At 35.4% G+C, this 23,349-nt stretch carries 25 protein-coding genes and 5 tRNA genes; 27 read left to right on the plus strand and 3 right to left on the minus strand.

What is annotated here, in order from left to right; genetic code table 11:
* The first annotated feature begins 95 nt into the window (after positions 1–95).
* From D1003_RS03620 to rplL, 15 genes are all read left to right on the plus strand, one after another.
* A complete protein-coding gene (locus D1003_RS03620; protein ID WP_153935760.1) occupies positions 96–971 on the plus strand; it encodes a tyrosine-type recombinase/integrase in 876 nt (291 codons plus the stop codon).
* Between the two features lie 26 nt (positions 972–997).
* A complete protein-coding gene (gene hpf, locus D1003_RS03625) occupies positions 998–1,288 on the plus strand; it encodes a ribosome hibernation-promoting factor, HPF/YfiA family (protein ID WP_014937427.1) in 291 nt (96 codons plus the stop codon).
* Positions 1,289–1,396: 108 nt separating this feature from the next.
* Positions 1,397–1,470: transfer RNA gene (locus tag D1003_RS03630), tRNA-Thr, on the plus strand.
* Between the two features lie 13 nt (positions 1,471–1,483).
* Positions 1,484–1,566: transfer RNA gene (locus D1003_RS03635), tRNA-Tyr, on the plus strand.
* A 94-nt stretch (positions 1,567–1,660) separates the two neighbouring features.
* Positions 1,661–1,733, plus strand: a tRNA-Gly gene (locus D1003_RS03640).
* A gap of 41 nt (positions 1,734–1,774) precedes the next feature.
* Positions 1,775–1,846, plus strand: a tRNA-Thr gene (locus D1003_RS03645).
* 93 nt (positions 1,847–1,939) lie between these two features.
* A complete protein-coding gene (locus tag D1003_RS03650; protein WP_153935761.1) occupies positions 1,940–2,959 on the plus strand; it encodes a quinone-dependent dihydroorotate dehydrogenase in 1,020 nt (339 codons plus the stop codon).
* A 170-nt stretch (positions 2,960–3,129) separates the two neighbouring features.
* Positions 3,130–4,317: an elongation factor Tu gene (tuf, locus tag D1003_RS03655; protein WP_004916760.1), complete on the plus strand. Its 1,188-nt coding sequence runs from the start codon at positions 3,130–3,132 to the stop codon at positions 4,315–4,317.
* An 88-nt stretch (positions 4,318–4,405) separates the two neighbouring features.
* Positions 4,406–4,476: transfer RNA gene (locus D1003_RS03660), tRNA-Trp, on the plus strand.
* Positions 4,477–4,489: 13 nt separating this feature from the next.
* Positions 4,490–4,696: a preprotein translocase subunit SecE gene (gene secE, locus D1003_RS03665; protein ID WP_153935762.1), complete on the plus strand. Its 207-nt coding sequence runs from the start codon at positions 4,490–4,492 to the stop codon at positions 4,694–4,696.
* 20 nt (positions 4,697–4,716) lie between these two features.
* Positions 4,717–5,259 carry a transcription termination/antitermination protein NusG gene (gene nusG / locus D1003_RS03670; RefSeq protein ID WP_153935763.1) on the plus strand — a complete coding sequence of 181 codons (543 nt, stop codon included), beginning with the start codon at positions 4,717–4,719 and terminating at the stop codon, positions 5,257–5,259.
* A gap of 228 nt (positions 5,260–5,487) precedes the next feature.
* The gene (rplK, locus tag D1003_RS03675) at positions 5,488–5,931 is read left to right on the plus strand and encodes a 50S ribosomal protein L11 (RefSeq protein WP_004916770.1); all 444 of its coding nucleotides are present in this window, start codon (positions 5,488–5,490) and stop codon (positions 5,929–5,931) included.
* Between the two features lie 11 nt (positions 5,932–5,942).
* Positions 5,943–6,635, plus strand: a complete 693-nt coding sequence (gene rplA / locus D1003_RS03680; protein WP_004916771.1) for a 50S ribosomal protein L1 — start codon at positions 5,943–5,945, stop codon at positions 6,633–6,635.
* A gap of 13 nt (positions 6,636–6,648) precedes the next feature.
* The gene (gene rplJ / locus D1003_RS03685; protein ID WP_052911657.1) at positions 6,649–7,152 is read left to right on the plus strand and encodes a 50S ribosomal protein L10; all 504 of its coding nucleotides are present in this window, start codon (positions 6,649–6,651) and stop codon (positions 7,150–7,152) included.
* Between the two features lie 72 nt (positions 7,153–7,224).
* Positions 7,225–7,593, plus strand: a complete 369-nt coding sequence (gene rplL, locus D1003_RS03690) for a 50S ribosomal protein L7/L12 (protein ID WP_013447123.1) — start codon at positions 7,225–7,227, stop codon at positions 7,591–7,593.
* 89 nt (positions 7,594–7,682) lie between these two features.
* Here the strand turns inward: rplL and D1003_RS03695 are convergent, their stop codons facing one another.
* From D1003_RS03695 to D1003_RS03705, 3 genes are all read right to left on the minus strand, one after another.
* Positions 7,683–8,549 (minus strand): PHB depolymerase family esterase, encoded by an 867-nt coding sequence (locus D1003_RS03695; protein WP_153935764.1) that lies wholly within the window; start codon positions 8,547–8,549, stop codon positions 7,683–7,685.
* Positions 8,550–8,617: 68 nt separating this feature from the next.
* Positions 8,618–9,901, minus strand: a complete 1,284-nt coding sequence (locus D1003_RS03700; RefSeq protein WP_153935765.1) for a hypothetical protein — start codon at positions 9,899–9,901, stop codon at positions 8,618–8,620.
* 161 nt (positions 9,902–10,062) lie between these two features.
* Positions 10,063–10,446, minus strand: a complete 384-nt coding sequence (locus D1003_RS03705) for an HU family DNA-binding protein (RefSeq protein WP_153935766.1) — start codon at positions 10,444–10,446, stop codon at positions 10,063–10,065.
* 592 nt (positions 10,447–11,038) lie between these two features.
* On the opposite strand from D1003_RS03705, the gene D1003_RS03710 reads away from it, so the two are divergent.
* From D1003_RS03710 to D1003_RS03765, 12 genes are all read left to right on the plus strand, one after another.
* Positions 11,039–12,004: an ROK family protein gene (locus D1003_RS03710; RefSeq protein ID WP_153935767.1), complete on the plus strand. Its 966-nt coding sequence runs from the start codon at positions 11,039–11,041 to the stop codon at positions 12,002–12,004.
* 144 nt (positions 12,005–12,148) lie between these two features.
* Positions 12,149–13,456 carry a ribosome biogenesis GTPase Der gene (der, locus tag D1003_RS03715; RefSeq protein ID WP_079207398.1) on the plus strand — a complete coding sequence of 436 codons (1,308 nt, stop codon included), beginning with the start codon at positions 12,149–12,151 and terminating at the stop codon, positions 13,454–13,456.
* Positions 13,457–13,616: 160 nt separating this feature from the next.
* Positions 13,617–14,642, plus strand: a complete 1,026-nt coding sequence (locus tag D1003_RS03720; RefSeq protein WP_004916356.1) for a rod shape-determining protein — start codon at positions 13,617–13,619, stop codon at positions 14,640–14,642.
* Between the two features lie 23 nt (positions 14,643–14,665).
* A complete protein-coding gene (gene mreC, locus D1003_RS03725) occupies positions 14,666–15,520 on the plus strand; it encodes a rod shape-determining protein MreC (protein WP_079207399.1) in 855 nt (284 codons plus the stop codon).
* Positions 15,510–16,019 carry a rod shape-determining protein MreD gene (locus D1003_RS03730; RefSeq protein WP_153935768.1) on the plus strand — a complete coding sequence of 170 codons (510 nt, stop codon included), beginning with the start codon at positions 15,510–15,512 and terminating at the stop codon, positions 16,017–16,019. Before mreC ends, D1003_RS03730 begins: the two co-directional genes overlap by 11 nt.
* Entirely contained in the window at positions 16,016–18,058 is a 2,043-nt protein-coding gene (locus tag D1003_RS03735) for a penicillin-binding protein 2 (RefSeq protein WP_153935769.1), read from the plus strand. The genes D1003_RS03730 and D1003_RS03735 overlap by 4 nt, the downstream gene beginning before the upstream one ends.
* The gene (gene rodA / locus D1003_RS03740; RefSeq protein ID WP_153935770.1) at positions 18,033–19,280 is read left to right on the plus strand and encodes a rod shape-determining protein RodA; all 1,248 of its coding nucleotides are present in this window, start codon (positions 18,033–18,035) and stop codon (positions 19,278–19,280) included. The genes D1003_RS03735 and rodA overlap by 26 nt, the downstream gene beginning before the upstream one ends.
* Positions 19,281–19,359: 79 nt before the next feature.
* Positions 19,360–20,196: an OmpA family protein gene (locus D1003_RS03745; protein WP_153935771.1), complete on the plus strand. Its 837-nt coding sequence runs from the start codon at positions 19,360–19,362 to the stop codon at positions 20,194–20,196.
* A 90-nt stretch (positions 20,197–20,286) separates the two neighbouring features.
* On the plus strand, positions 20,287–20,934 hold the full coding sequence (locus D1003_RS03750) for an O-methyltransferase (protein ID WP_153935772.1): 648 nt from the start codon (positions 20,287–20,289) through the stop codon (positions 20,932–20,934).
* A gap of 4 nt (positions 20,935–20,938) precedes the next feature.
* On the plus strand, positions 20,939–21,652 hold the full coding sequence (locus tag D1003_RS03755; RefSeq protein ID WP_153935773.1) for a C40 family peptidase: 714 nt from the start codon (positions 20,939–20,941) through the stop codon (positions 21,650–21,652).
* Positions 21,653–22,108, plus strand: a complete 456-nt coding sequence (locus tag D1003_RS03760; protein WP_153935774.1) for a DUF1648 domain-containing protein — start codon at positions 21,653–21,655, stop codon at positions 22,106–22,108.
* Positions 22,109–22,110: 2 nt separating this feature from the next.
* The gene (locus D1003_RS03765; protein WP_153935775.1) at positions 22,111–23,340 is read left to right on the plus strand and encodes a 3-deoxy-D-manno-octulosonic acid transferase; all 1,230 of its coding nucleotides are present in this window, start codon (positions 22,111–22,113) and stop codon (positions 23,338–23,340) included.
* The last annotated feature ends 9 nt before the right edge of the window (positions 23,341–23,349 follow it).

Genomic DNA, 23,349 nt, shown 5'->3' on the forward strand with positions numbered 1-23,349 from the left:
AGGTTTCCTACTTAAGGTTTAAGTCTAAAAATCACTTCCTAATTTCTTAAATTAAGAAGTGATTTTTTTATATATTTGATAGATGTTTTTTTAGTATGATTGAAAAATTTTTAGATTATATTAGAATTGAGAAAAGATACTCATTACACACACTTGCTAGTTATGGTAGAGATTTGCAGGATTTTTCTGATTTTGTGAAAGAAACTGAAGGGGCAGATACTTTGCTAGGTGTAGATAAAAAAATAATAAGAAATTTTGTGGTCTATCTTAGTGAAAACAACCTAAGTAAGCGAACCATCAATAGGAAATTATCTACGTTAAGGAGCTTTTATGTTTATCTTGTTAAGCTAGAAATAATTTCCGCATCTCCTATGGAAACGGTATCTTCTTTAAAATTTTATGGAGAAAAGCAAATTCCTTTTTCTCAAAAGGAAATGGAAAATTTGCAAAATCTCTTAAACGAAGAAAAGTTATTACTAAATAAACTTATTATAGAATTACTTTATCAAACAGGAATGCGTAAGTCAGAGTTGTGTGGGCTTACGTTGAAAGATGTGGATTTTACTCAAAATATTATAAAAGTTGTGGGCAAGGGTAATAAAATGAGGAATATACCTATTTCAGAAGATCTGAAAAAAGAACTAAAACGGTATCTTGTGAAAGAAAGAAAGCCTAAAGAAGAGAATGTGGATTGTTTTTTTGTTCGAGAAAGTGGTCAAAAACTAACGGGGAAATTTGTGTATTCTGTGGTAAATGACTATCTTAGTGTTGTAACTTCCAAAAAAAAGAAAAGTCCTCATATGCTAAGGCATAGTTTTGCGACACATGTTTTGGAAAATGGTGCAGAAATTGCTCAAGTTAAAGAAATTTTAGGACATGCGAGTTTGGCATCTACCCAGGTATATACATCAGCAGATGTTAATAAGTTGAAGAAGGTACTTAACGCGTTTCATCCTAGAGGGAAAAAATAGAAAAATAACTTTATAAAAATAACTTTATGAAAATTACAGTTCAAGCAATGGGGCTTACACCTCATCAGCCGTTAGAAGAGTATTTAGATAAAAAATTAAACAAATTAGATACCTTTTATGATAAAATTTTAGAGTGTCAAGTCTTTTTAAAGGTAGAAAATACATCAGAAAAAGAAAATAAAACAACGGAGATTATTTTGGCTGTGCCAGGAGATGATATTGTGGTAAAGAAGACTTGTGCTACATTTGAAGAAGCAATAGATAAATGTTATGATATTGCTAAAAAATTGTTAATCAAGAAGAAAGAGAAAAATTAAAATATTTTTTTATTTTTTTTAATAAAATATTTGTGTATTTCAAAAAAAGTGTTGTATATTTGCAACCGCAAAAGAGAACAGTTGTTTACTTGAAATATACGAATATTTGCCTCCATAGCTCAGTTGGCCAGAGCACGTGATTTGTAATCTCGGGGTCGTGGGTTCGAATCCCTCTGGAGGCTCATAAAAATTGTTGGGGAGATACCAGAGTGGCCAAATGGGACGGACTGTAACTCCGTTGTCGTGAGACTTCGCAGGTTCGAATCCTGCTCTCCCCACATTTTTAAAAAAAAAATATTTGAAATATTTGTGAGTTTGAATAAAAGTTTTTAAATTTGCACACCGTTACCAACAAAGTAATTAGAATTAAATGCGGAAGTAGCTCAGTTGGTAGAGCGTCAGCCTTCCAAGCTGAATGTCGCGGGTTCGACCCCCGTCTTCCGCTCTAAGAAATCACAACCATTTTGGCTTGTGATTTTTTTATAAGCCGATATAGCTCAGCGGTAGAGCGCTTCCTTGGTAAGGAAGAGGTCTCGGGTTCAAGTCCCGATATTGGCTCTGAATCTCTCAATAATGAGAGATTTTTTTGTTTTTATTAGTTTCTCATTGTAGGGTTTATTATTTTTGTAAATCTAATAAATCCTAATAAAAATGTATAAAACAGTCATTCGTCCGTTATTATTTCGTTTTGACCCAGAAGAGGTTCATCATTTTACCTTTAAGTTTATAAAAACTCTTTTTAAGATACCGTTTATTTCTTCTTTAGTGAGTTCTCGCTATGTGATAGAGGATCCTAAATTAGAAAGGGAGGTTTTTGGATTAAAGTTTAAAAACCCTGTGGGGTTAGCGGCTGGATTTGATAAGGATGCTAAATTATACAAAGAGCTTTCGTCTTTTGGATTTGGTTTTATAGAAATAGGAACTATTACACCTAAGCCTCAACCCGGGAATGATAAACAAAGATTATTTAGATTGAAGGAAGATGAAGCAGTTATAAATAGAATGGGATTCAATAATGGAGGAGTAGATGAGGCAGTAAAAAGATTGAAAAAAAATAAGGGAGTACTTATAGGTGGAAACATAGGAAAGAATAAAGTTACCAATAATAATCATGCAGAGAAAGATTATATTATATGTTTCAATGCACTCTATGATTATGTAGATTATTTTGTAGTGAATGTTAGCTCTCCTAATACCCCTAATTTAAGAGATTTACAGGAGAAAGAACCACTTACAAAATTATTGAAACTACTTCAACTAGAAAATCAAAAGAAAATAAAACAGAAACCTATTTTGTTAAAAATAGCTCCAGACCTTACAGATTCCCAACTTTTGGATGTGATTGATATTGTCAAGACGACAAATACAGCGGGGATTATAGCTACTAATACAACTTTAAGTAGGGAAAACCTGAAGTCAAATTTAAAACCTGAAGTTGGGGGACTGTCTGGTAAACCTCTTCGAGAAAGAGCAACGGAGGTAATTAAATTTCTATCAGAAAAAAGCGGAGGTGCTTTCCCTATTATTGGGGTTGGAGGTATTCATTCTGAAGAGGATGCTTTAGAAAAAATAAAAGCTGGAGCTACCTTGGTGCAGCTTTATACTGGTTTTATATATGAGGGTCCAGCTTTAGTGAAAAAAATAAATAAGAGGATTTTATCAGAACTATAGAAGTTATATATTTATATGTTTTTTGAAACTTAATTAGATAGTGGGAAAATACATATTAAAATTAGGATGATAAAATTTTAATGAAAATGTTTTTGTTTTCAAAAAAAATACTATATTTGCAGACCGAAAAGGGATAAAATTAAAAATTAGTAAAATTAAATATTAAAATCATGGCAAAGGAAACGTTTAATCGTAACAAACCGCACTTAAACATTGGTACTATTGGTCACGTAGACCACGGTAAAACTACCTTGACTGCGGCTATTTCTAAAGTATTAGCAGATAAAGGTCTTGCTGAAGTAAAAGATTTCTCTTCTATTGACTCTGCTCCAGAGGAAAAAGAAAGAGGTATTACAATCAATACAGCTCACATTGAGTATGAAACTGAAAACAGACACTACGCTCACGTAGACTGTCCTGGTCACGCCGACTATGTTAAGAACATGGTAACTGGTGCTGCACAGATGGACGGTGCTATCTTAGTAGTAGCTGCTACTGATGGTCCTATGCCACAGACAAGAGAGCACATCTTATTATGTCGTCAGGTAAATGTACCTAGAATTGTAGTGTTTATGAACAAAGTAGATATGGTTGATGATCCAGAGCTTCTTGAGCTTGTTGAGCTTGAAGTGAGAGATTTACTTTCTACTTACGAGTATGATGGAGATAACTCTCCTGTAATCCAAGGTTCTGCTTTAGGTGCTCTTAACGGAGAGGCTAAGTGGGTAGCTACTGTAGATGCTTTAATGGAAGCAGTAGACACTTGGATTGAGCAGCCAGTTAGAGATCAAGATAAACCATTCTTGATGCCAATCGAAGATGTATTCTCTATTACAGGTAGAGGTACAGTAGCAACTGGTAGAATTGAGTCTGGTGTTATCAATACTGGTGATCCTGTAGATATCGTAGGTATGGGAGATGAGAAATTAACATCTACTGTAACTGGGGTTGAGATGTTTAGAAAAATCTTAGACAGAGGTGAGGCTGGTGATAATGTAGGATTACTTTTAAGAGGTATCGAAAAAACAGATATCAAGAGAGGTATGGTTATCGCTAAACAAGGTTCTGTAACTCCGCACAAAAAATTCAAAGCAGAGGTTTATATCCTTTCTAAAGAAGAAGGTGGTCGTCACACTCCTTTCCATAACAAATATCGTCCTCAGTTCTATGTAAGAACTACAGACGTTACGGGTGAGATTTTCTTACCAGAAGGAGTAGAGATGGTAATGCCTGGTGATAACTTAACTATTACTGTAGAATTATTACAACCAATCGCTCTTAACGTAGGTCTTAGATTTGCAATTAGAGAGGGTGGTAGAACTGTAGGTGCTGGTCAGGTAACTGAAATCTTAGACTAATCCTAGTTCTAAAACAATAAATAAAAGAGCTTTCAGATGAATGAAAGTGTTTTTCTGGAAGCTCTTATTTTTTTATTAAAATTAACTTACGGGCATCGTCCAATGGTAGGATACCGGTCTCCAAAACCGTTGATCTGGGTTCGAATCCTAGTGCCCGTGCAAATTGTTTAAAATGAGTTCGTTAGTAAGCTTTTTAAAAGATTCGTATATAGAGTTTAAGGATAAGGTGGAATGGCCTAAGTGGATGGATTTACAGTCTTCCACTACGGTTGTAGCTGTATCTACCTTAATATTGGCTTTATTTACTTTTGGAGTTGATACTCTTTTTAGTAGGTCAGTCAATAATCTTTTTAGTTTACTTATTAACTTATTTAATTAATTTATAATTGTTTTTATCCGATGAGTGAGCTTAAATGGTATGTGCTGAAAGCAGTAAGCGGACAGGAAAATAAAGTGAAAAGCTATATAGAAAATGAAATCCAAAGATTTAAGTTAGAGGATTTTGTTTCTCAGATAGTTATTCCTATGGAGAAAACAATTCAAATGAGAAATGGAAAGAAGGTGCAGAAAGAGAAACCTTACTATCCTGGTTATTTAATGGTGGAAGCTAATCTTGCGGGAGAAGTGCCTCATATTATAAAGAATATACCAGGTGTTATCTCTTTTTTGAGTCTTACTAAAGGAGGAGATCCTGTTCCTATGAGAAAGTCTGAGGTAAATAGAATGTTAGGTAGAATGGATGAGTTGTCACAGTTTGCTACAGATGTTGATATTCCTTATGTGGTGGGCGAGAGTGTTAAGGTGATTGATGGACCATTTAATGGATTCAATGGAACGATAGAGAAAATTCACGAGGATAAAAAGAAATTAGAAGTTATGGTTCTTATTTTCGGTAGAAAAACGCCTCTTGAACTCAACTATATGCAAGTAGAGAAGATATAGATTTATATATTTTTAGGTTAACAATAAACCACTTCGTTGTTGCGAGGTGGTTTTAGTTTTAATAAAATGTAAATTTATTTGCGTGCTAAAAAAAATATATATAATTTTGCACCTCGTAATCTGAGGAGAAGTGTATTCAGGTGAGAGAATTACAGTTCTAATTAACTTAGGTTATTAACAAAGAATGCTTCCACATTTTTTATATTTTTAATTTTTTAAAAAACAAACATGGCAAAGAAAGTCTTTAAAATGGTTAAGCTCCAGGTGAAAGGTGGTGCTGCTAATCCTTCGCCTCCAGTAGGGCCTGCTTTAGGTTCTGCAGGGGTAAATATCATGGAGTTTTGTAAGCAATTCAACGGAAGAACTCAGGATAAACCAGGACAGGTATTACCTGTAGTGATTACAGTGTATGAAGATAAATCATTTGATTTCGTAATTAAAACTCCTCCTGCAGCTGTGCAGCTTTTGGAAGCTTCTAAAGTGAAAAAAGGTTCAGGACAGCCTAACAGAGAGAAAGTAGGTAGCGTATCTTGGGAGCAAGTACAGAAGATAGCAGAAGATAAGATGTCGGATTTAAACTGCTTCACTCTTGATTCTGCAATGAGTATGGTTGCTGGTACAGCTAGATCTATGGGATTAAAGGTAACAGGAACTAAACCTACTAACGCTTAAAATTAAATCAAATGGCAAGATTAACTAAAAAGCAAAAAGAAGTTTCTACTAAGATAGAAAAAAATAAGTTTTACACTCTTGAAGAAGCTTCGGCTTTGGTAAAAGAGGTAAGTACTGCAAAGTTTGATGCTTCTGTAGATATCGCTGTGAGATTGGGTGTAGACCCGAGAAAAGCGAATCAGATGGTAAGAGGGGTTGTTTCTCTTCCTCATGGGACTGGTAAAGATGTTAAAGTTTTAGCTTTAGTAACTCCAGATAAGGAGGCTGAAGCAAAAGAAGCTGGTGCAGACTTTGTAGGTCTTGATGAGTATCTAGAGAAAATCAAAGGTGGTTGGACAGATGTAGATGTTATCGTTACTATGCCTGCTGTAATGGGGAAATTAGGTCCTCTAGGTAGAGTATTAGGTCCGAGAGGTCTTATGCCAAACCCTAAATCAGGAACTGTAACTATGGAAGTAGGAAAGGCGGTTTCTGAAGTTAAGGCAGGTAAAATAGACTTTAAAGTGGATAAGTATGGTATCGTACATGCTGCTATAGGTAAAGTGTCTTTTGATGCTGAAAAAATTAAAGAAAATGCACAAGAATTGGTGCAAACTTTAATAAAACTTAAGCCTACAGCTGCTAAAGGAACTTATATGAAGAGTATTTATATCTCTCCTACAATGGGGCCTGGTATAGCAATCGATACTAAATCTGTAAACTAAAATCTGTAAGACAATGACTAAAGAAGAAAAAGTATTAGTAATACAAGAGATAAAAGAATTGCTACAAGATGCTAAGAATGTATATGTAGCAAGCCTTGAAGGAATGAATGCTTCTGCGACTTCAGATTTTAGAAGAAGAGCCTTCAAGAGTAATATTAAGCTAAAAGTAGTAAAAAATACTTTACTTAGAAAAGCAATGGAGCAAATGGAAGGAGTAGATTACTCTGAAATGTTTGCAACATTTAAAGGTAACTCTGCTTTAATGATTTCAGAGACGGCTAATGCTCCTGCTAAGCTGATTAAAGATTTTAGAAAAAATGCAGAGTTTCCTGCACTAAAAGCAGCTTATTTAGATGAAACATTCTATATTGGAGATGACAAACTAGGAGCTCTTGCGAGTCTTAAGTCTAAGGAAGAGATGCTTGGAGAAATCATTGGATTACTTCAGTCTCCAATCAGAAATATTCTTTCTGCTCTTCAAAATCAAGACAAAATGAAAGAAGAAGGTGCTGAGTAAGCCTTTTTCACTATTAACAAAGAACACTCAAAAAAATAATATAAATCGTTTAACAACAAAAACATTAAGAAAATGTCAGATTTAAAAAATTTAGCGGAAACGCTTGTAAACCTTACAGTAAAAGATGTAAATGAATTAGCTCAAATTCTTAAAGATGAGTACGGTATTGAACCTGCTGCTGCTACAGTAGTTGCTGCTGCTGGTGGTGCTGGAGAAGCTGCTGAAGAAAAAACTGAGTTTGATGTAATATTAAAATCAGCTGGTGCTTCTAAATTAGCTATCGTTAAGTTAGTAAAAGATTTAACAGGTGCTGGTCTTAAAGAAGCTAAAGACATCGTAGATGGTGCTCCTGCTCCAATTAAAGAAGGAGTTTCTAAGGACGAAGCTGAAGCTCTTAAGAAGCAACTAGAAGAAGCTGGTGCAGAAGTAGAGTTGAAATAATTACTTTAAATGGTATAATAAAAAAGGCTAAAGCAAATTTTTGTTTTAGCCTTTTTTTTGGATTTTAATTAAAAAAATAGTTTTTTTAGTTATTGACAAGCAAGTCTATAAATACCGTAACATTTAGGGTTTTGTGCTAGTTTAATCATAGCTCTCTTAATGTTACTATTAGAGAATTGCTGGTCTGTAGCGTGTACACCATCATCTATCACGAAGAAGTAGATAGGGTTTGTAGCGTTGGAATATTCTCTAAAATAGAAATCTTTGTCTGATGTGGCAGAACTTCCCTTTAGATATTTTATTTCTACAGGTTGGGAAAGTCCTAGATGAGAAGCCCACTTGTCAACGGTAGTTTTTATAGATTCAAAATTAGGAGCGATAATACCATACTTCCCGCTTCCACCCTGATAAGGTACGGTTTCGTCTGCTGTACCGTGAATAAATATCATAGGAACTTTAGAAGCTGTAGATGAAATGTTATGTCCGCTTTCAAAACTCATAGAACGGATAACAGCAGCTTTAAATAAAGAAGTTTCCTCTACCATAGCACCTCCGTTACTGAAACCATATACATATACTTTATCAGCATTGAACTTACTGCCTAATTTAGTTTTAATATCGTTGTAAACAGCAGTAATGTAGTTTACATCATCGCCAAAAAAACTTTTGGTAGTACCCCAAGAATTCCAAGCTCGTACCCCAAGTACACTGGTTCCTTCGGGACGAACGGAGATGTATTGTTGTTCATTGATGACATTTGGGTCATTCATTTGGGTTCTATCTTTATCAAAAGAGTGTAGCTCAAATACGATAGGGTATTCTTTAGTGGGGTTATAGTCAGATGGTGTTGTAACATCATAGCTTCGCCCCGAAACACTATAAGTCTGAACTCCTGCTGTTAGTTGTGCCAAGGCTAAGGTAGGTACTCCTAAAAATAATAAGATTTGTTTTCTCATAAGCTGATAACTTGTTACACAAATATACTAAAAATCTCCCGCCTAAGCGGAAGACTTTTGGGAGAAGATTACTTTTGTAAGAGTTTCTCTAATTTTTCTAGTCTTTCTTTGAGCTCTTTTACCTCTTTATCTTTTTCTAAAAGATGTAAATAAAGTTCTTCTATCTTCTCTACATTGGTCAGTTGAGTTGCCATAAGGTCTATATAACCTTGTTTTTTAATTTCTGCGGCAGATTGGTATCCTGGCAAATGCCCATTGGTCTTTACAAAGTTTTCTACTTGGCTAAGGGTTTTAAAGCTATAATCTGCTTTGAGGCTAGAAGTACCTGTATAATACTTTTGGAATACATAGTCTGGAAAGATAGTGGCTCCACTAGCTCCCATAAAAGCAGTGGCTTTTACTTTACCTGCTACTTCTAGTTTTTCAGTTGGGGATAGTGTGCCTATACCCATATTGCCTGTTTCTCCAAAATAAAAGTAATTATTAGGTTTATTTTGTCCCAATGCTCTAGTATAGATAATCAAATGAGCAGAAAAATCATCTTCCGAATTATAATTAGATATTTTGGCATCTATCCTCACTCCATCCGTTGCAGCTCCCTTAGACCTATCACTAGAATAAGTTCTAAACTCAAGCAAACCTAATTCATCATCAGTTTGTAATGGCTTTAAAGAAGAAAAACTGCCTCTTGCTCTTTCAAAAATTATTTTATTTCCTACGGCTGAATCTACCGCTCTAAACACGTTCAACCCTCCTGGAGTTACAGAAAACATTGCCTCTGTATTAACCGGTATAAGTGGCGTAACAGGACTAGTAGCTAAAGTCGTAAACTTTGCAGGGTAGAAATAATTCAAATTATAGTCATTTTGAGTACCTACATAAACTTGTCCATTATCCATTACAAAAAGGTTTTTATCATTTGTTCTAGGAACTACTCCATCTGATAAGTTGTTAATTTTTACAGTGGTATTTGCTATATCGTTTATCCAAATATTATTGTTTACTGTTGTACTCTTTACCCACTCTGTACCGTTGTAGTAATAGTAGCCTTTTTCGGTGATTTTAGTCACTCTGGCGTCTTTAGTACCATCGATGGTAGTAAAGCTCGTGTTATCTACATATACTAGTGTTCCTTCTTTAGGGGCGTCTGTTTGAGCCACTCTTTGTTTAGATAATTTAGGAGCGATGAATCCTTCATTGGTAGATCCTGCTAAATTAGTAGAGCTAGGCTGAACATCTAAAGTCGCTTCGGGATTGGAGGTGTTAATCCCCACCTTACCACTTTGTCCATAAACCGCTAATCCTAAGCCTAAAAAGGCTAACACACTTAATTTTGTAGTCTTTGTTTTCATAAAATTTATTTTAAAGTTGTTAGTGATTTCGTTTAATTTTTTCTTTGTTGTTCTTTGGGTTAAAATTCCCTAGCGTGGCGTTTAGAATTTCCTAACTAGGGAATTAAGATTTCCTAGCTTGAGAATTACCATTCCCTAGCTAGGAAATTTTTCGTGGGTGGCTAGGCTTTCTCAAACTTCAGCGTTTGTAGCATCTTTTTAAGGTCAGACCCTGGGGTAAACAATACTTTTGCTGACTTTATTGCTGCCGAAGTTATTTCCTCTTCCTTAGCTTTGCCCTCGCTGCTAAGGCTTACTCTCATACTGCCGAGTTCGCCTAGCCTTACAATCTGTCCGTCTGAAAGTGAATTTTGCATCACATCTACGAGGGCATAAAGCACCGCTCTAATGTCTGCCCCACTTACGGTGGAAATTTTCTCAATGTCCCTAGTCAGACCTGCTAAAGTTTTTTCGCTGACTACATTGGCAGAAGCGTAGTATTTTTTCTCGCCTCCACCGGCAACTCCTGGTTGCCCTTTCTGAATCACTTTGTACTTGATTGGCATATGTTTTAAGATTTAAGGTTCAATGTTTAAGATTTAAAGTTTAAAGTTTGAGGGTTGTAGTTCAATAGGTTCTGTTTGTTCCTTGAATATTTGAACTTTAAACCTTGAATTCATAAGAAAACGCCTTCCCTCTCTAAACACACACAAAACGAGAGGAAAGGCTAAGGCAGAAAGACAGCAAAAACTCCCTTTCTGAACGCTAAAAGCACCCAACAAGAACGACCAAGTTTTAAGACAAAACAATGGTGCTTTTAGCAAATATTGATGAAAGCTAAATTTAAAATGAGATAAACGAAAAAAGCCCCCAACAGAAATTGGAGGAACATTATTTATAATTAACGATAAAAATCTAGATAAAAAGTAGTATAATACGCGTACGCGTGTAACTATTCTGTGTGTGTGTGTTTACAAAATTATTTGGAACAGCCAAATAATTTTGCAACTTTTTTACATTTTTTTGTATGTGGTTGATAGTGTACTGCATAAACTGGGGCAAACATATCACCTTTTTTTTAAATATACAAATAGAAGTTGTATTTCATTGTCAGTAAAAAAATAAAATTGTACTTTTATCCTCCTAAAAATATAAAGTATGACAGTTTCGGATTTGTCTAGCCGTATGGCTTTAGGAATAGATATAGGAGGTACTAATACCAAGTTTGGTTTGGTAAATCATAGAGGAGAAATACTAGGAAAGGGCAGAATAAAAACAGACTACGATGAGATAGATGATTTTATAAACGCCCTCTATAAAGAGATAGAGCCTATACTAGAACGACATAATGCTAAAGACCAGTTTGCAGGCATAGGTATAGGAGCTCCTAACGGCAACTACTATAAAGGAACTATAGAAAACGCCCCTAACCTTAACTGGAAAGGCATAGTGCCTTTGGCAGAGAAAATAACGGCAAAGTTTGGGGTACCGTGTAAGGTAACCAACGATGCCAATGCAGCGGCTTACGGCGAAATGATGTTTGGTGCTGCTAGAGGAATGAAAAATTTTATTATGATAACTCTAGGCACTGGGGTCGGGAGTGGAGTTATTGCTAACGGTCAGCTAGTGTACGGTCACGATGGTTTTGCGGGGGAACTAGGGCATACCATCGTAAAGCCAGGGGGAAGAAAGCACTGGAGTACAGGCTCGGAAGGTAGTTTAGAGGCTTATGCATCTGCAACAGGCATTGCGATAACGGCTAAAAAGATGAGGGCAGAGTTTCCAGAATCTATGCTTAATAACTACCCAGAGGAACAGATTAACGCTAAAACAGTACACGAGTGTGCTTTGGCGGGAGACCCTACGGCAATAGAAGTTTTTAGATATACGGGTCAAAAGTTGGGGGAAGCATTGGCTAATTTTGTGATGTTCTCTTCTCCAGAGGCTATTTTATTATTTGGCGGAGTTATAAAGGCAGGAGATTTTATCCTAAAACCAACAAGGCTACATATGGAGAGAAACTTATTTCCTATATTTAGAGGTAAAGTAAAATTAGTTTTTAGCGAACTAGACGAAGCAGATGCAGCGATATTAGGAGCTAGTTCTCTAGTTTGGGAGAAGTAGCTCATATTATGTATAAGGTTGTGTTAATGGATGGTTATTATTGAGCCATCCATTATTATTCATAATTAAACTATCTTTGCAAAAAAATTGGGCTCCAAAAGTTGGAGTAACCCATTAATAATTTTTTATTAAACATTTTTTGATATGTCGAATATTGTAGCCATAGTGGGGCGTCCTAATGTAGGGAAATCCACTTTATTCAACAGGCTTCTAGAAAGAAGAGAAGCTATAGTAGATTCTGTAGCGGGAGTTACAAGAGACCGCCATTACGGTAAATCCGAATGGAACGGAGTGGAATTTACGGTAATAGATACAGGAGGATATGATGTAGGCACTGATGATATTTTTGAGGAAGAAATTCGTCATCAAGTGCAATTGGCAGTAGATGAAGCGACTTCTATTATATTTATGCTCAATGTAGAAGAAGGTTTAACGGATACCGACCAAGAAATTCATGAGCTGTTGAGAAGGTCTAATAAGCCTATTTATATTGTAGTAAACAAGGTAGATTCGGCTAAGGAAGAATTACCAGCAACGGAATTTTATCAGTTGGGTATAGAAAAATATTACACACTTTCTTCTGCTACAGGTTCTGGTACAGGAGATTTGTTAGATGCAGTGGTGGCTGACTTCCCAACAACTGAATACAAAGATCCTTTTGATGGTCTGCCTAGAATTACCATTGCAGGGCGTCCTAATGTGGGGAAATCTACGCTTACCAATGCTTTATTGGATAATAAAAGAAATATTGTAACAGATATTGCTGGGACAACAAGGGATAGTATAGAAACCATCTACAATAAATTTGGACACGAGTTTGTACTGGTAGATACGGCGGGTATGCGTAAAAAGTCCAAAGTGAGCGAAAACTTAGAGTTCTATTCTGTGATGCGTTCTGTTAGAGCGATTGAGCATTCCGATGTAGTGGTGATTATGGTAGATGCAACACAGGGTTGGGAGTCGCAGGATATGAATATATTTGGTATTGCACAGAAAAATAGAAAAGGCATTGTGATTTTGGTTAATAAATGGGATTTGGTGGAGAAAGAAACCAACACAATGAGAGATTTTGAGAATAATATCAAAAAGAGAATTGGTCAGTTTAGTGATGTACCTATTTTATTTATTTCTGCTCTCACCAAGCAAAGGATTTTGAAAGCGGTAGAAGTAGCTATGGAAGTCTATGAAAATCGTAAAAAGAAAATCAAAACTTCCAAACTCAACGAGGTAATGTTGCCTGTGTTTGAACATACGCCACCTCCTGCTATTAAAGGTAAATACATTAAAATTAAATATTGTGTGCAACTTCCTACACCATCACCACAATTTGTGTTTTTCTGTAATTTGCCGCAGTATGTTAAGGAGCCATATAAACGCTTTACAGAAAATCAGTTGCGTAAGGAGTTTGGTTTCACGGGAGTACCTATAGAAGTTTATTTCCGACAAAAATAAAATCATAAAAATAATAAAAAGAGTAGCGGTTATTAAATTGGCTACTCTTTTTGTGTGGAGTTAAATTTTAACATTTTTTTTAATATCAGATGATTTAAAGTGAGTCTAAATTTATATCTTTGTAAACTTAAATAATTTTATCACAAACACTACTAATAAAATGGGGTTATTTGATTTATTTACGCAGGAGATTGCGATAGATTTGGGTACAGCTAACACACTAATTATACATAATAACAAAATTGTTATAGACCAGCCTTCTATTGTGGCTATAGACCGACAGTCAGGACGACCTATAGCTGTGGGAGAACAGGCTAAACATATGCAAGGTAAAACGCACGAAGATATTAGAACTGTGCGTCCGCTTAAAGATGGAGTAATTGCAGACTTCCACGCTTCTGAGCATATGATAAAGGAGTTTATTAAGCAAATTCCAGGGATTAAAGGTAAACTATTTCAGCCTGCGTTGAAGATTGTAATTTGTATCCCATCAGGAATTACTGAGGTGGAGAAGAGAGCAGTAAGAGATTCTGCACAGAAGGTTAATGCTAAAGAAGTAAGGTTAATTTATGAACCAATGGCGGCTGCAATAGGTGTGGGGATAGATGTACAAAAGCCTGAGGGTAATATGATTATCGATATAGGTGGTGGTACTACCGAGATTGCAGTAGTGGCATTAGGAGGTATCGTTTGTGATAAATCTGTTAAGATTGCAGGAGATGTATTTACTAATGATATTGCTTACTATCTTAGAACACACCATAATTTATTCATAGGGGAAAGAACAGCAGAGAGAATTAAGATAGAAGTTGGTTCTGCCGTTGAAGAGCTTGATATAGACATAGAAGATATTCCAGTACAAGGTAGAGATTTAATTACGGGTAAACCTAAAGAAATTATGATAGGTTACAAGGAGATAGCTCGTGCCTTAGACAAATCTATCATCAGAATAGAAGACGCGGTAATGGAAACTCTTTCTATGACACCACCAGAACTAGCGGCTGATATTTATAAAACAGGTATCTATTTAGCAGGAGGTGGAGCATTGTTGAGAGGTTTAGCAGATAGGCTTCATAAGAAAACAGGACTTCCTGTATTTGTAGCTGAAGACCCTCTAAGAGCAGTTGTAAGAGGTACAGGGATTGCTCTTAAAAATATGGATAAGTTTAATTTTCTTATTAAATAATTAAAATTTAGAGTACTTCCTCTATGGGATATCTGCTGAGGTTTTTTTCTAAAAATGCTTTATTTGTATTTTTTGTTTTTTTACAAATAGTAGCCTTATTTCTTATTTTTACTCGGAATTCTATGCAACAGTCCTTTTTAGCAGGGCAGGTGGCATCGTTTAATTCTTGGATTTCTGGATATATAGATGAAGGGGCCAACTATTTAAAACTTAAACAAATAAATGATGAGTTAGTAGAGCAGAACAAAGCCCTAATGGAGCAGGTATATGGTAAAAACTATAAGAGTGTCCCTAGAAATATTAGAGTGAAAGACGTTGATAAAAATTCACAAATTTATCATATTATTGATGCTGATGTGATGAGCAACACCATCATTAGAAGAGATAATTATTTCACTATCAATAGAGGAAAAAATCAAGGAGTGCAGTCTAAAATGGGCGTTATCGCCTCAAATGGAGTAGCAGGTATTGTAATCAACAGTATGAATAATTACTCCATTGTACAGTCTGTGCTTAGTGTGAACAAAATGAGGGTGAATGCAGCTCTCAAAAATACAGGCTATTTCGGAACTCTTACTTGGAGAGGAGATGACTCTAGAGTGATGCATTTATCAGATATTCCTAAGTATGTGCCTATAAAAGTGGGAGATACAGTGGTAACTGATGGAAAGTCTGATGTTTTCCCAGCGGGGGTGTCTATTGGAACTATAGCAGGTTTTCAGGTAGATACTAAAACGGGATTCTGGGATATAAGCGTAGAGCTTGGTCAGGATATGGGGAATGTTAAAAAAGTATTTGTTGTAAAAAATCTACAAAAAGTGGAATTACAACAAGTTCAGGATAGTTTAAACGCTGTGATAAAGAAAGATGATAAGTAGAAATATTTTTACAGATATACTGTTTTCGGTTATCCTAGTAACAGCTCAGATATTTTTGTTTAATAAAATCTCTATAGTGGGGGCTTATACTCCTGTGGTTTACCCTGTACTTATTATGTTTTATCCATTCTATCGAAACCTTTATGTATTTCTAATGGTAGGTTTTCTTTTAGGGTTAGGAATAGATGCTTTTTTAGGAACCTGGGGTATCAATGCTTTAGCGATGACTATTATCGCTTACTTTAGGACACTTATTTTCAAAACCTCAATAGATAACGAGGCTACAGATAGTTTTTCATTTCAAAATATACAGTGGACACAGTTTTTAATGTATATTTTCTTTAGTATATTGATACATCAGCTACTGGTACAGTTTATAGAATTTTTTAAACTGAACAGAATTCTAGAAATATCCCTTAATGTTTTAATAACTTCGGTTATTTCATTTGTGTTTATTTTGCTGTATGTTTTAATATTTAAAATCAAGCAAAAAGTTTGAAGCCTTTTTACAAAATTAGTATCGTTTTATCACTTATCGCTGTCATTTTTATAGCGAGGTTGGCTTATTTGCAATTATTTACAGATAGATACGCATTAAATGCCGCGAATACTTCCATAAAAACAGAATATATTATCCCACAAAGAGGTATTATATTCGATAGGAATGGTAAAATTTTGGTTGGGAATAAACAATCTTATGAGATTTCGTTTACACAGGCACTTATGAAACCAGATTTTGATACTATTGGTTTCTGTAATTTGGTTAGAATTAGTAAGCAAGATTTTATAAAAAAAATTAAGGAGATAAAAAAAGACCAGTATTACTCCAAAGTACAGCCAATGACTTTCATAAAAAATCTTTCTAGAGAAGAAATGGCTAGAATTCAGGAGCTTATTTTTAAATACCCAGCGTTTAATATCGTTACTCGTCCACAAAGAAAGTATGAGGTAGCTACTTCGGGTAATTTACTTGGCTTTACTAATGAGGTTAATCAGGCGGATATTAAGAAGGATTCTTTGTACTATTTACCAGGGGATATCATAGGGAAATCTGGAGTAGAGAAGTCCTATGAAAAGGAACTTAGAGGAGAAAAAGGAGTACAATACATACAAAAAGATATTAAACTAAGAAGTATTGGACCTTACAAAGATGGAGAGTTAGATAAAGAAGTGGTTACAGGGAAAGATTTAACCCTTACCATAGATTATGATTTGCAAAGAATTGCAGAGGAAATGCTGGTAAACAAGCGTGGAGCAATAGTTGCCTTAGACCCTAAAACAGGGGAAATATTAGCTTTAGCAACAGGCCCAGATGTCGATCCTTCAGCTTTTACAGGTCCAGATAAAAATAAAAATATTTACAGGCTTCAGACCGATAAGTTTGATATGCCGATGTTTGACAGGTCTATCCAAGCGGCTTATCCACCAGGTTCTACCTTTAAATTAGTAACTGCTCTAGCAGCGATGCAAATGGGTGTGATGACTCCAAACACCGTATTCCCTTGTGGAGGAGGGTTTAATTATAGGGGATTAAGGATTAAAGGTCATGGTGGGGCAGACCCTCTGATTCCGTCAATACAAGTATCTAGCAACTGTTATTTTTCTTATGCTTACTTAGCAATTATTAACAAGTACCCAGGTAATCCGTCTAAAGGAATTGATGAATGGAAGGAAATTATGAATAGCTTTGGGCTGGGTGTGTATTTGAATAATGATTTGGCGGTGGGAGCAAAAGGGCAAATTCCTAGTGGGGAGTTCTACGAAAAAAGAATGGCTTCTATCTACAAAGCGAGTGGTAGAACTGGAGATGCTAAAAAGTGGGATCCTCTAGCTACGGGAGCTATTTTTAATGGAATGGGACAAGGAGATATACTTCTAACACCTTTACAAGTAGCTAATTTTACCGCAGCGATAGCCAACAAGGGTTGGTTCTATACACCTCACATTGTGAAGTCAGTGGACGGTAAACCTAATCCAGACCCTAGATTTAAAAAGAAACATAAAACTTTGGTTCAAAATAAAGCCTTTTATGATGCGGTTCTCAAAGGTATGGAAGCAGTGGTACTTAGAGGGACAGGTAGAGGTTTAAAGTCTAATAACTTTACCCAATTGGCAAAAACGGGTACAGCACAAGTACCTCAAGGTAAAGATAATTCTATTTATACTATGATAGCTCCTGCCGAAGATCCTAAAATTGTAGTGGCAGCAGTGATGGAACACGCAGGTTTTGGAGCGACGTGGGCAGGTCCAGCTTGTACAATTATAGCGGAAAAATATTTAACAGGAGAAATTAAAAGAGAACATCTTTATAGAAAAATGATTTCTTCTAGTTTTATGCCAGAGTATAGAAGACAATGGATACAAGATTTAAAGAGAAAAGGCTTGTATAAACCTAATGCAGATAGCCTAGCAATTGTGAAGTTGCAAGATAGTCTTAAGATTAATCTCCCAGAAAAAAAGAAACAAGAACTAAAACTAAAAATAGATTCTTTAAAACTTAAAAGCGTAAAAAATGAACAAGGCAGAAGGAATAGATAAACTTGGGATAGGGCTTTACATTCTTATCTGCATTTTTGCTATATTCAATATCAATAGTGTGGATGAAGGATTAGGAAAAAAACAATTTATTTTTTTTGGAATCTCTCTGTTTGTTGGGTTTATTATTTTCGTTACAAGGTCTAAGTTTTTTGAGAATTTATCGGGCATTTTCTACATACTTGGTGTTCTTTTGTTGATAGGATTGTTTCCGTTTGGAACCGAAATTTTAGGGCAGAAAAACTGGTATAAGTTTGGAGGTATAACGATGCAACCTGTAGAATTTGCTAAAATTGGTACAGCTCTGATGTTGGCTAATTATGCCTCGCACCCAGATTTCAATCTTAAAGATAAACGGTCGCTTCTCACGGCGTTTGCTATTATAGCGATACCGGGTGTGGTGGTGCTTATGATTCCTGATGTTGGGTCTTTACTTGTTTTTATGGCTTTTGTGATAGCTCTTTACAGAGAAGGGCTTACGGGGTGGTTTTTCGGTGGTATTGGTATTTTTGCGTTGGTATTTCTAGGCTCATTGTATTTGGAAATAAATTTGAAAATGGATCCTATTTATGCCGTTGTCATTACTTTTGCTTTTTTAGCTTTACTTTTATTTTTTAATCAGAATCAAATTAAATGGATACCCATTAATATTATTGCAATTTGTTTAGGATTTTTGGTATTGGGAGGAATGGCATACTCTTCCAAAATGGTACTAGATAAATTGCCTAAGCACCAAAAGGAAAGAATAGAAGTACTTTATAAGGGAGAAAAAGAATTTAGAGATACTTCGGGGTATAATTTATTGTATTCCAAAACGGCTATTGGTTCTGGAGGTTTTACTGGTAAAGGTTATAAACAAGGTTCGGTAACGCAAGGTAAATTTGTACCAGAGCAAGAGACCGATTATATCTTCTGTACCGTAGGCGAAGAATGGGGGTTTATAGGCAGTATTTTGCTAATTATTTTTTATGCCATTTATATAGGCAGAATATATTATTTAGCAGAACAACAAAAAAGCACTTTTAATCGGGTATTTGGCTACAGTTTTGCCTCTATTTTATTGTTGCATTTTACTATCAATATAGGGATGGTGATGGGGTTGTTTCCTACCGTTGGGATTCCGTTACCGTATTTTAGTTATGGTGGAAGTTCTTTGCTGGCGTTTTCAATTATGACAGCAATATTCTTTAAACTTAACTATACAGATAAGAATAGTTTGGTCTAGGCTTTGTTAATCTTGGTTAAAAAAAACTAGATTTCGTACAATTTTATTATCTTTGGAGAACTATTAAAAAATGATTAAGATGAAGTTTACAAAAATTTTAGCTGTTGGGGCAATGGCACTTGCAATGACCTCGTGCGTTAGCAAAAAACAATACGATGCCTTAAATCTTAACTATAAAGACTGTCTAGAAAGTGCAGCTGAACGTCAAAGAGAAATTCAGGATTTAAAATCCTCTAATGCAGGTTTAACAAGTCAGAATGACCTTCTGAACAGACAAAATGAAGCACTTAAATCTTCGTTAGATGCTTGTCTTTCTAATACAGGAAAATCTTCTGCAAATATTGATAAATTGGTTGGAGAGATTAACGCATCTAATGCTTATATTAAACAGCTTATTTCTACTAATGCAAGAAATGATAGTTTAAATTTAGCATTATCTAACAAACTTAAGCGTTCATTAGATAATGTGGCTGACCAAGATGTTCAGGTAAAGGTACTTAAAGGAGTGGTAATGATTTCACTTTCTGATAAAATGCTTTACAAATCAGGAGATTATAATATCCTTCCAGCGGCACAAGAAGTGCTAGGAAAGGTAGCTAAGGTAATTAACGACTACGATAAATACTCTGTTTTAATCGAAGGAAACACGGATAATGTACCACTTAACTCTGCGAGTTTACCAAAAGACAACTGGGATTTGTCTGCTTTAAGAGCGACTTCTGTGGCTAAGGTATTGCAAAATCAGTTTGGGGTAGACCCAAGTAGAATTACGGCTGGAGGACGTAGCGAGTATAACCCTAAGGCGACTAATATGAGCGTATCTGGGCGTGCAGAAAACCGTAGAACGGAAATCATCATTATGCCTAAACTAGATGAGTTTATGAAACTTATGGACATTGCTCCAGTGAAAAAATAAATTATCTCATATAAAATTTACAATGCCTCACTAATTTTATCTATATTAGTGAGGTGTTTTTTTAGTTAAAATTAAATTATTCAGAAACTTATGGGCTTTTTTGAAGAACAATGTCCCGAGATGGACCGCTATTTGGAACTGCATACATCTAGCGAACCCGAAATTCTTAGAAGATTGAGGAGAGAAACCTATCAGAAGACTACACAACCTCATATGATTTCAGGCATTCAGCAGGGGCGACTGTTGTCTATTGTTTCTCATCTTCTGCGTCCTAAATCAGTGTTAGAAATTGGGACATTTACAGGATATGCTACCTTGTCAATAGCTGAAGGCTTGCCAAGTAGAGGTAAAATTACTACGCTAGACATCAATGAAGATTTAGCCTATATCCCAAAGAAATATTTTGAAGAAAGCATCTATTCTGATAAGATAGATTTTAGGCTAGAAAATGCTTTGGACTATCTTAATTCAACCCAAGAAATGTTTGATATGGTGTTTGTAGATGCAGATAAGGGTAATTATGTTAATTATTTTAGTGCTGTGAAAGATAGACTAAATTCGGGTGGCGTTTTGATGTTTGATAATGTACTTTGGTATGGTAAGGTTTTAGAAGAAAATTCTAAAGATAAATCAACGCAAGTCATTAAAGAATTAAACGAAATCTTAGCAAAAGACCCCGATTTTGAAAATCTAATCTTACCTTTGCGAGACGGTTTAAATTTGGCAAGAAAAAAATAAAATCATGAGTAGAGCGGTTGCGAGTGTTTCGGTAGTACCAGTGCGTTTTGAGGGTTCTGATAGAGCGGAAATTATCACTCAAGTATTGTATGGAGAGTCTGTGGAGATACTTTCTCAAGAAGGAAATTGGGTACATATAAAAATGGATTTTGATGGCTACGAAGGCTGGGCTGATGCAAAACAGTTTAAAATAATTTCAGACGGAAATATTAGTGAAAGTAATACAAGTCTTGTTATGCAACCCTTTTTGGAGTATGGTTTTGGAGATGAAAAATTACTTTTGTCTATTGGCTCCGAAATAGAGTCTGATGTAGTGGAAACGGTGGTTGCAAATACTAGAGGTTTTATTGCAGATACCGCCCAAAAGTTTCTCAATGTACCTTACCTTTGGGGAGGGCGTAGTTTTTTTGGGATAGATTGTAGCGGTTTTACTCAAATTGTTTATAAGGTAAGTGGTATAAAAATTCCAAGAGATGCTTATCAACAAGCAGAAGTAGGGCAAGTGCTAGATTTTATAGAAGAAGCACAAGCGGGAGATTTAGCTTTTTTTGAAAATGAAGAAGGTCGAATTACCCATGTCGGCATTATGCTAGAAGACCGAAAAATAATTCACGCTCACGGTAAAGTAAGGATAGATGAGTTGGACTCCGTAGGGATTTTTAATAAAGACCAAAACAAACACACGCATAAACTCAGATTTATCAAAACACTTTTATAAATGTGGTTTAAAGGTTTAGATATTATAAATGTAATACTGTTGTTTTTACTTTTTGTAAGGGCAATAAAGGTCTATCCTAAACTACCTCAAAAAATACCCACCCACTTTAATTTATATTTAGAGCCTGATGCTTGGGGCTCTCGTGTGATGATATTTTTCCTACCAACTTTGGCAGGCATTATTTTGAGTTTGTTTATGCTAGTATTACCTGAATCTGAACCTAACCTTATCGTACCTATTACACCAAAAAATAGAGAAGTGCAGTTGTATATGGGAGATTTGATGATGAAGTTACTTTTGTTGGTAATTTTGTTTTTTAAACATTTTCTTCTTTCCATTACAATTTGTACAGAATCTGCGTGTAGAAAACAGTTTAAACCTTACATCATCATTTGCTTTATAAGCGTATTTGCTGTTCCTTTGGTTTATATGGTATTATCTTATATCTATAGATAAAAATGAAATTTTTATACTTCATATTTATACGCTTACTAATTATTGGTTTTAGGTTGGGAGCTATTTTCAACTCAAAAATAAAAAAGGGTTGGGAAGGACGAAAAAAAAGCAATATTATTGTTAAAAATGCCTTTTCTCCAAACGATAAAGTGATTTGGATGCACGCCGCCAGTCTAGGCGAATACGAGCAAGGCTTACCTGTATTGGAAGGATTAAAGAAAAAATATCCCGATTATAAGGTATTGGTTACCTTTTTTTCTCCTTCCGGTTACGAAAATGTAATTAAAAAGAAAACTATCGCAGATGCCATTTGTTATTTACCGTTTGACACTAGAAAGGGAGTAGCCTCTTTTTTAAATCACTTTCAGGTAGAGTTTTTCTTTACCGTAAAATACGACTATTGGTACAATCTACTTAGTGAACTTAAACAAAGGCAGGTAAAAACTTTCGTGGTTTCGGCATTATTTTATCCATCTCAAGTGTTTTTTAAACCTTATGGAAAATGGATGGTGGCGGAATTAAAAAAGAATATAGATTGGGTTTTCCATCAGACTAAAGATTCGTTGGCTTTGGCTCAAGGGATTGGCTTATCACAATCATCTCTTTCAGGAGACACGCGTTACGATAGAGTGAAGGCGACTAAAGCTAATTTTGAAGAAATACCATTGGTTAAAAAGTTCAAAGATCAAAGCCTATTACTCGTTTTCGGAAGCTCTTGGGAAGCCGAAGAAATCATCGCTGAAAAGGTTACAGAAGTTAACAATGAAGTTAAACTCATCATCGCCCCACACGATTTAAAACGAGTGCCTGTACTTAAGAAAAAATTTCCTCAAGCGTTGTTATATACAGAACTAAATGAGCAAGAGTTTGAGAACAATAAAGAAAATAATATCCTTATTATAAATACTATAGGGCTACTTTCTAGAATTTATGCTTATGCGGATATAACGGTGGTGGGCGGTGGTTTTCATAGTGCGGGACTGCACAATATTTTGGAATCGGCTGTTTTTGGAAATCCTGTTTTGTTCGGAGATAAATATCGTAAAAACCCAGAAGCCGACGCACTTATTGAGTATGGAGGAGGTAGGTTTTTTTCTACTCCAGAAGAGGTGGTTCAATTTATTCAATCTTTAATTTTAGATGAATCTTTGAGGGCAAGAATGGCTAATAGTGCAGAAGTTTTCATCTCTAATCAGCCTAAGGCTACGGAGCATATCCTGTCTAAATTTTAATTTATCTTG

The organism is Riemerella anatipestifer, assembly GCF_009663465.1.
In the GTDB taxonomy this organism is placed as follows: Bacteria; Bacteroidota; Bacteroidia; order Flavobacteriales; family Weeksellaceae; genus Riemerella; species Riemerella anatipestifer_C.

Excerpts from the sequence above, each read along its gene's own strand:
- rplA (WP_004916771.1), top strand. The coding sequence starts at position 5,943 with ATGGCAAGATTAACTAAAAAGCAAAAAGAAGTTTCTACTAAGATAGAA.
- D1003_RS03650 (WP_153935761.1), top strand. The coding sequence starts at position 1,940 with ATGTATAAAACAGTCATTCGTCCGTTATTATTTCGTTTTGACCCAGAA.
- rplL (WP_013447123.1), top strand. The coding sequence starts at position 7,225 with ATGTCAGATTTAAAAAATTTAGCGGAAACGCTTGTAAACCTTACAGTA.
- D1003_RS03765 (WP_153935775.1), top strand. The coding sequence starts at position 22,111 with ATGAAATTTTTATACTTCATATTTATACGCTTACTAATTATTGGTTTT.
- D1003_RS03695 (WP_153935764.1), bottom strand. The coding sequence starts at position 8,549 with ATGAGAAAACAAATCTTATTATTTTTAGGAGTACCTACCTTAGCCTTG.
- der (WP_079207398.1), top strand. The coding sequence starts at position 12,149 with ATGTCGAATATTGTAGCCATAGTGGGGCGTCCTAATGTAGGGAAATCC.
- rplJ (WP_052911657.1), top strand. The coding sequence starts at position 6,649 with ATGACTAAAGAAGAAAAAGTATTAGTAATACAAGAGATAAAAGAATTG.
- rodA (WP_153935770.1), top strand. The coding sequence starts at position 18,033 with ATGAACAAGGCAGAAGGAATAGATAAACTTGGGATAGGGCTTTACATT.
- D1003_RS03750 (WP_153935772.1), top strand. The coding sequence starts at position 20,287 with ATGGGCTTTTTTGAAGAACAATGTCCCGAGATGGACCGCTATTTGGAA.
- D1003_RS03720 (WP_004916356.1), top strand. The coding sequence starts at position 13,617 with ATGGGGTTATTTGATTTATTTACGCAGGAGATTGCGATAGATTTGGGT.
- nusG (WP_153935763.1), top strand. The coding sequence starts at position 4,717 with ATGAGTGAGCTTAAATGGTATGTGCTGAAAGCAGTAAGCGGACAGGAA.
- rplK (WP_004916770.1), top strand. The coding sequence starts at position 5,488 with ATGGCAAAGAAAGTCTTTAAAATGGTTAAGCTCCAGGTGAAAGGTGGT.
- D1003_RS03745 (WP_153935771.1), top strand. The coding sequence starts at position 19,360 with ATGAAGTTTACAAAAATTTTAGCTGTTGGGGCAATGGCACTTGCAATG.
- tuf (WP_004916760.1), top strand. The coding sequence starts at position 3,130 with ATGGCAAAGGAAACGTTTAATCGTAACAAACCGCACTTAAACATTGGT.
- D1003_RS03620 (WP_153935760.1), top strand. The coding sequence starts at position 96 with ATGATTGAAAAATTTTTAGATTATATTAGAATTGAGAAAAGATACTCA.
- D1003_RS03705 (WP_153935766.1), bottom strand. The coding sequence starts at position 10,446 with ATGCCAATCAAGTACAAAGTGATTCAGAAAGGGCAACCAGGAGTTGCC.
- D1003_RS03755 (WP_153935773.1), top strand. The coding sequence starts at position 20,939 with ATGAGTAGAGCGGTTGCGAGTGTTTCGGTAGTACCAGTGCGTTTTGAG.
- D1003_RS03760 (WP_153935774.1), top strand. The coding sequence starts at position 21,653 with ATGTGGTTTAAAGGTTTAGATATTATAAATGTAATACTGTTGTTTTTA.
- D1003_RS03700 (WP_153935765.1), bottom strand. The coding sequence starts at position 9,901 with ATGAAAACAAAGACTACAAAATTAAGTGTGTTAGCCTTTTTAGGCTTA.
- mreC (WP_079207399.1), top strand. The coding sequence starts at position 14,666 with ATGGGATATCTGCTGAGGTTTTTTTCTAAAAATGCTTTATTTGTATTT.
- D1003_RS03710 (WP_153935767.1), top strand. The coding sequence starts at position 11,039 with ATGACAGTTTCGGATTTGTCTAGCCGTATGGCTTTAGGAATAGATATA.
- hpf (WP_014937427.1), top strand. The coding sequence starts at position 998 with ATGAAAATTACAGTTCAAGCAATGGGGCTTACACCTCATCAGCCGTTA.
- D1003_RS03730 (WP_153935768.1), top strand. The coding sequence starts at position 15,510 with ATGATAAGTAGAAATATTTTTACAGATATACTGTTTTCGGTTATCCTA.
- secE (WP_153935762.1), top strand. The coding sequence starts at position 4,490 with ATGAGTTCGTTAGTAAGCTTTTTAAAAGATTCGTATATAGAGTTTAAG.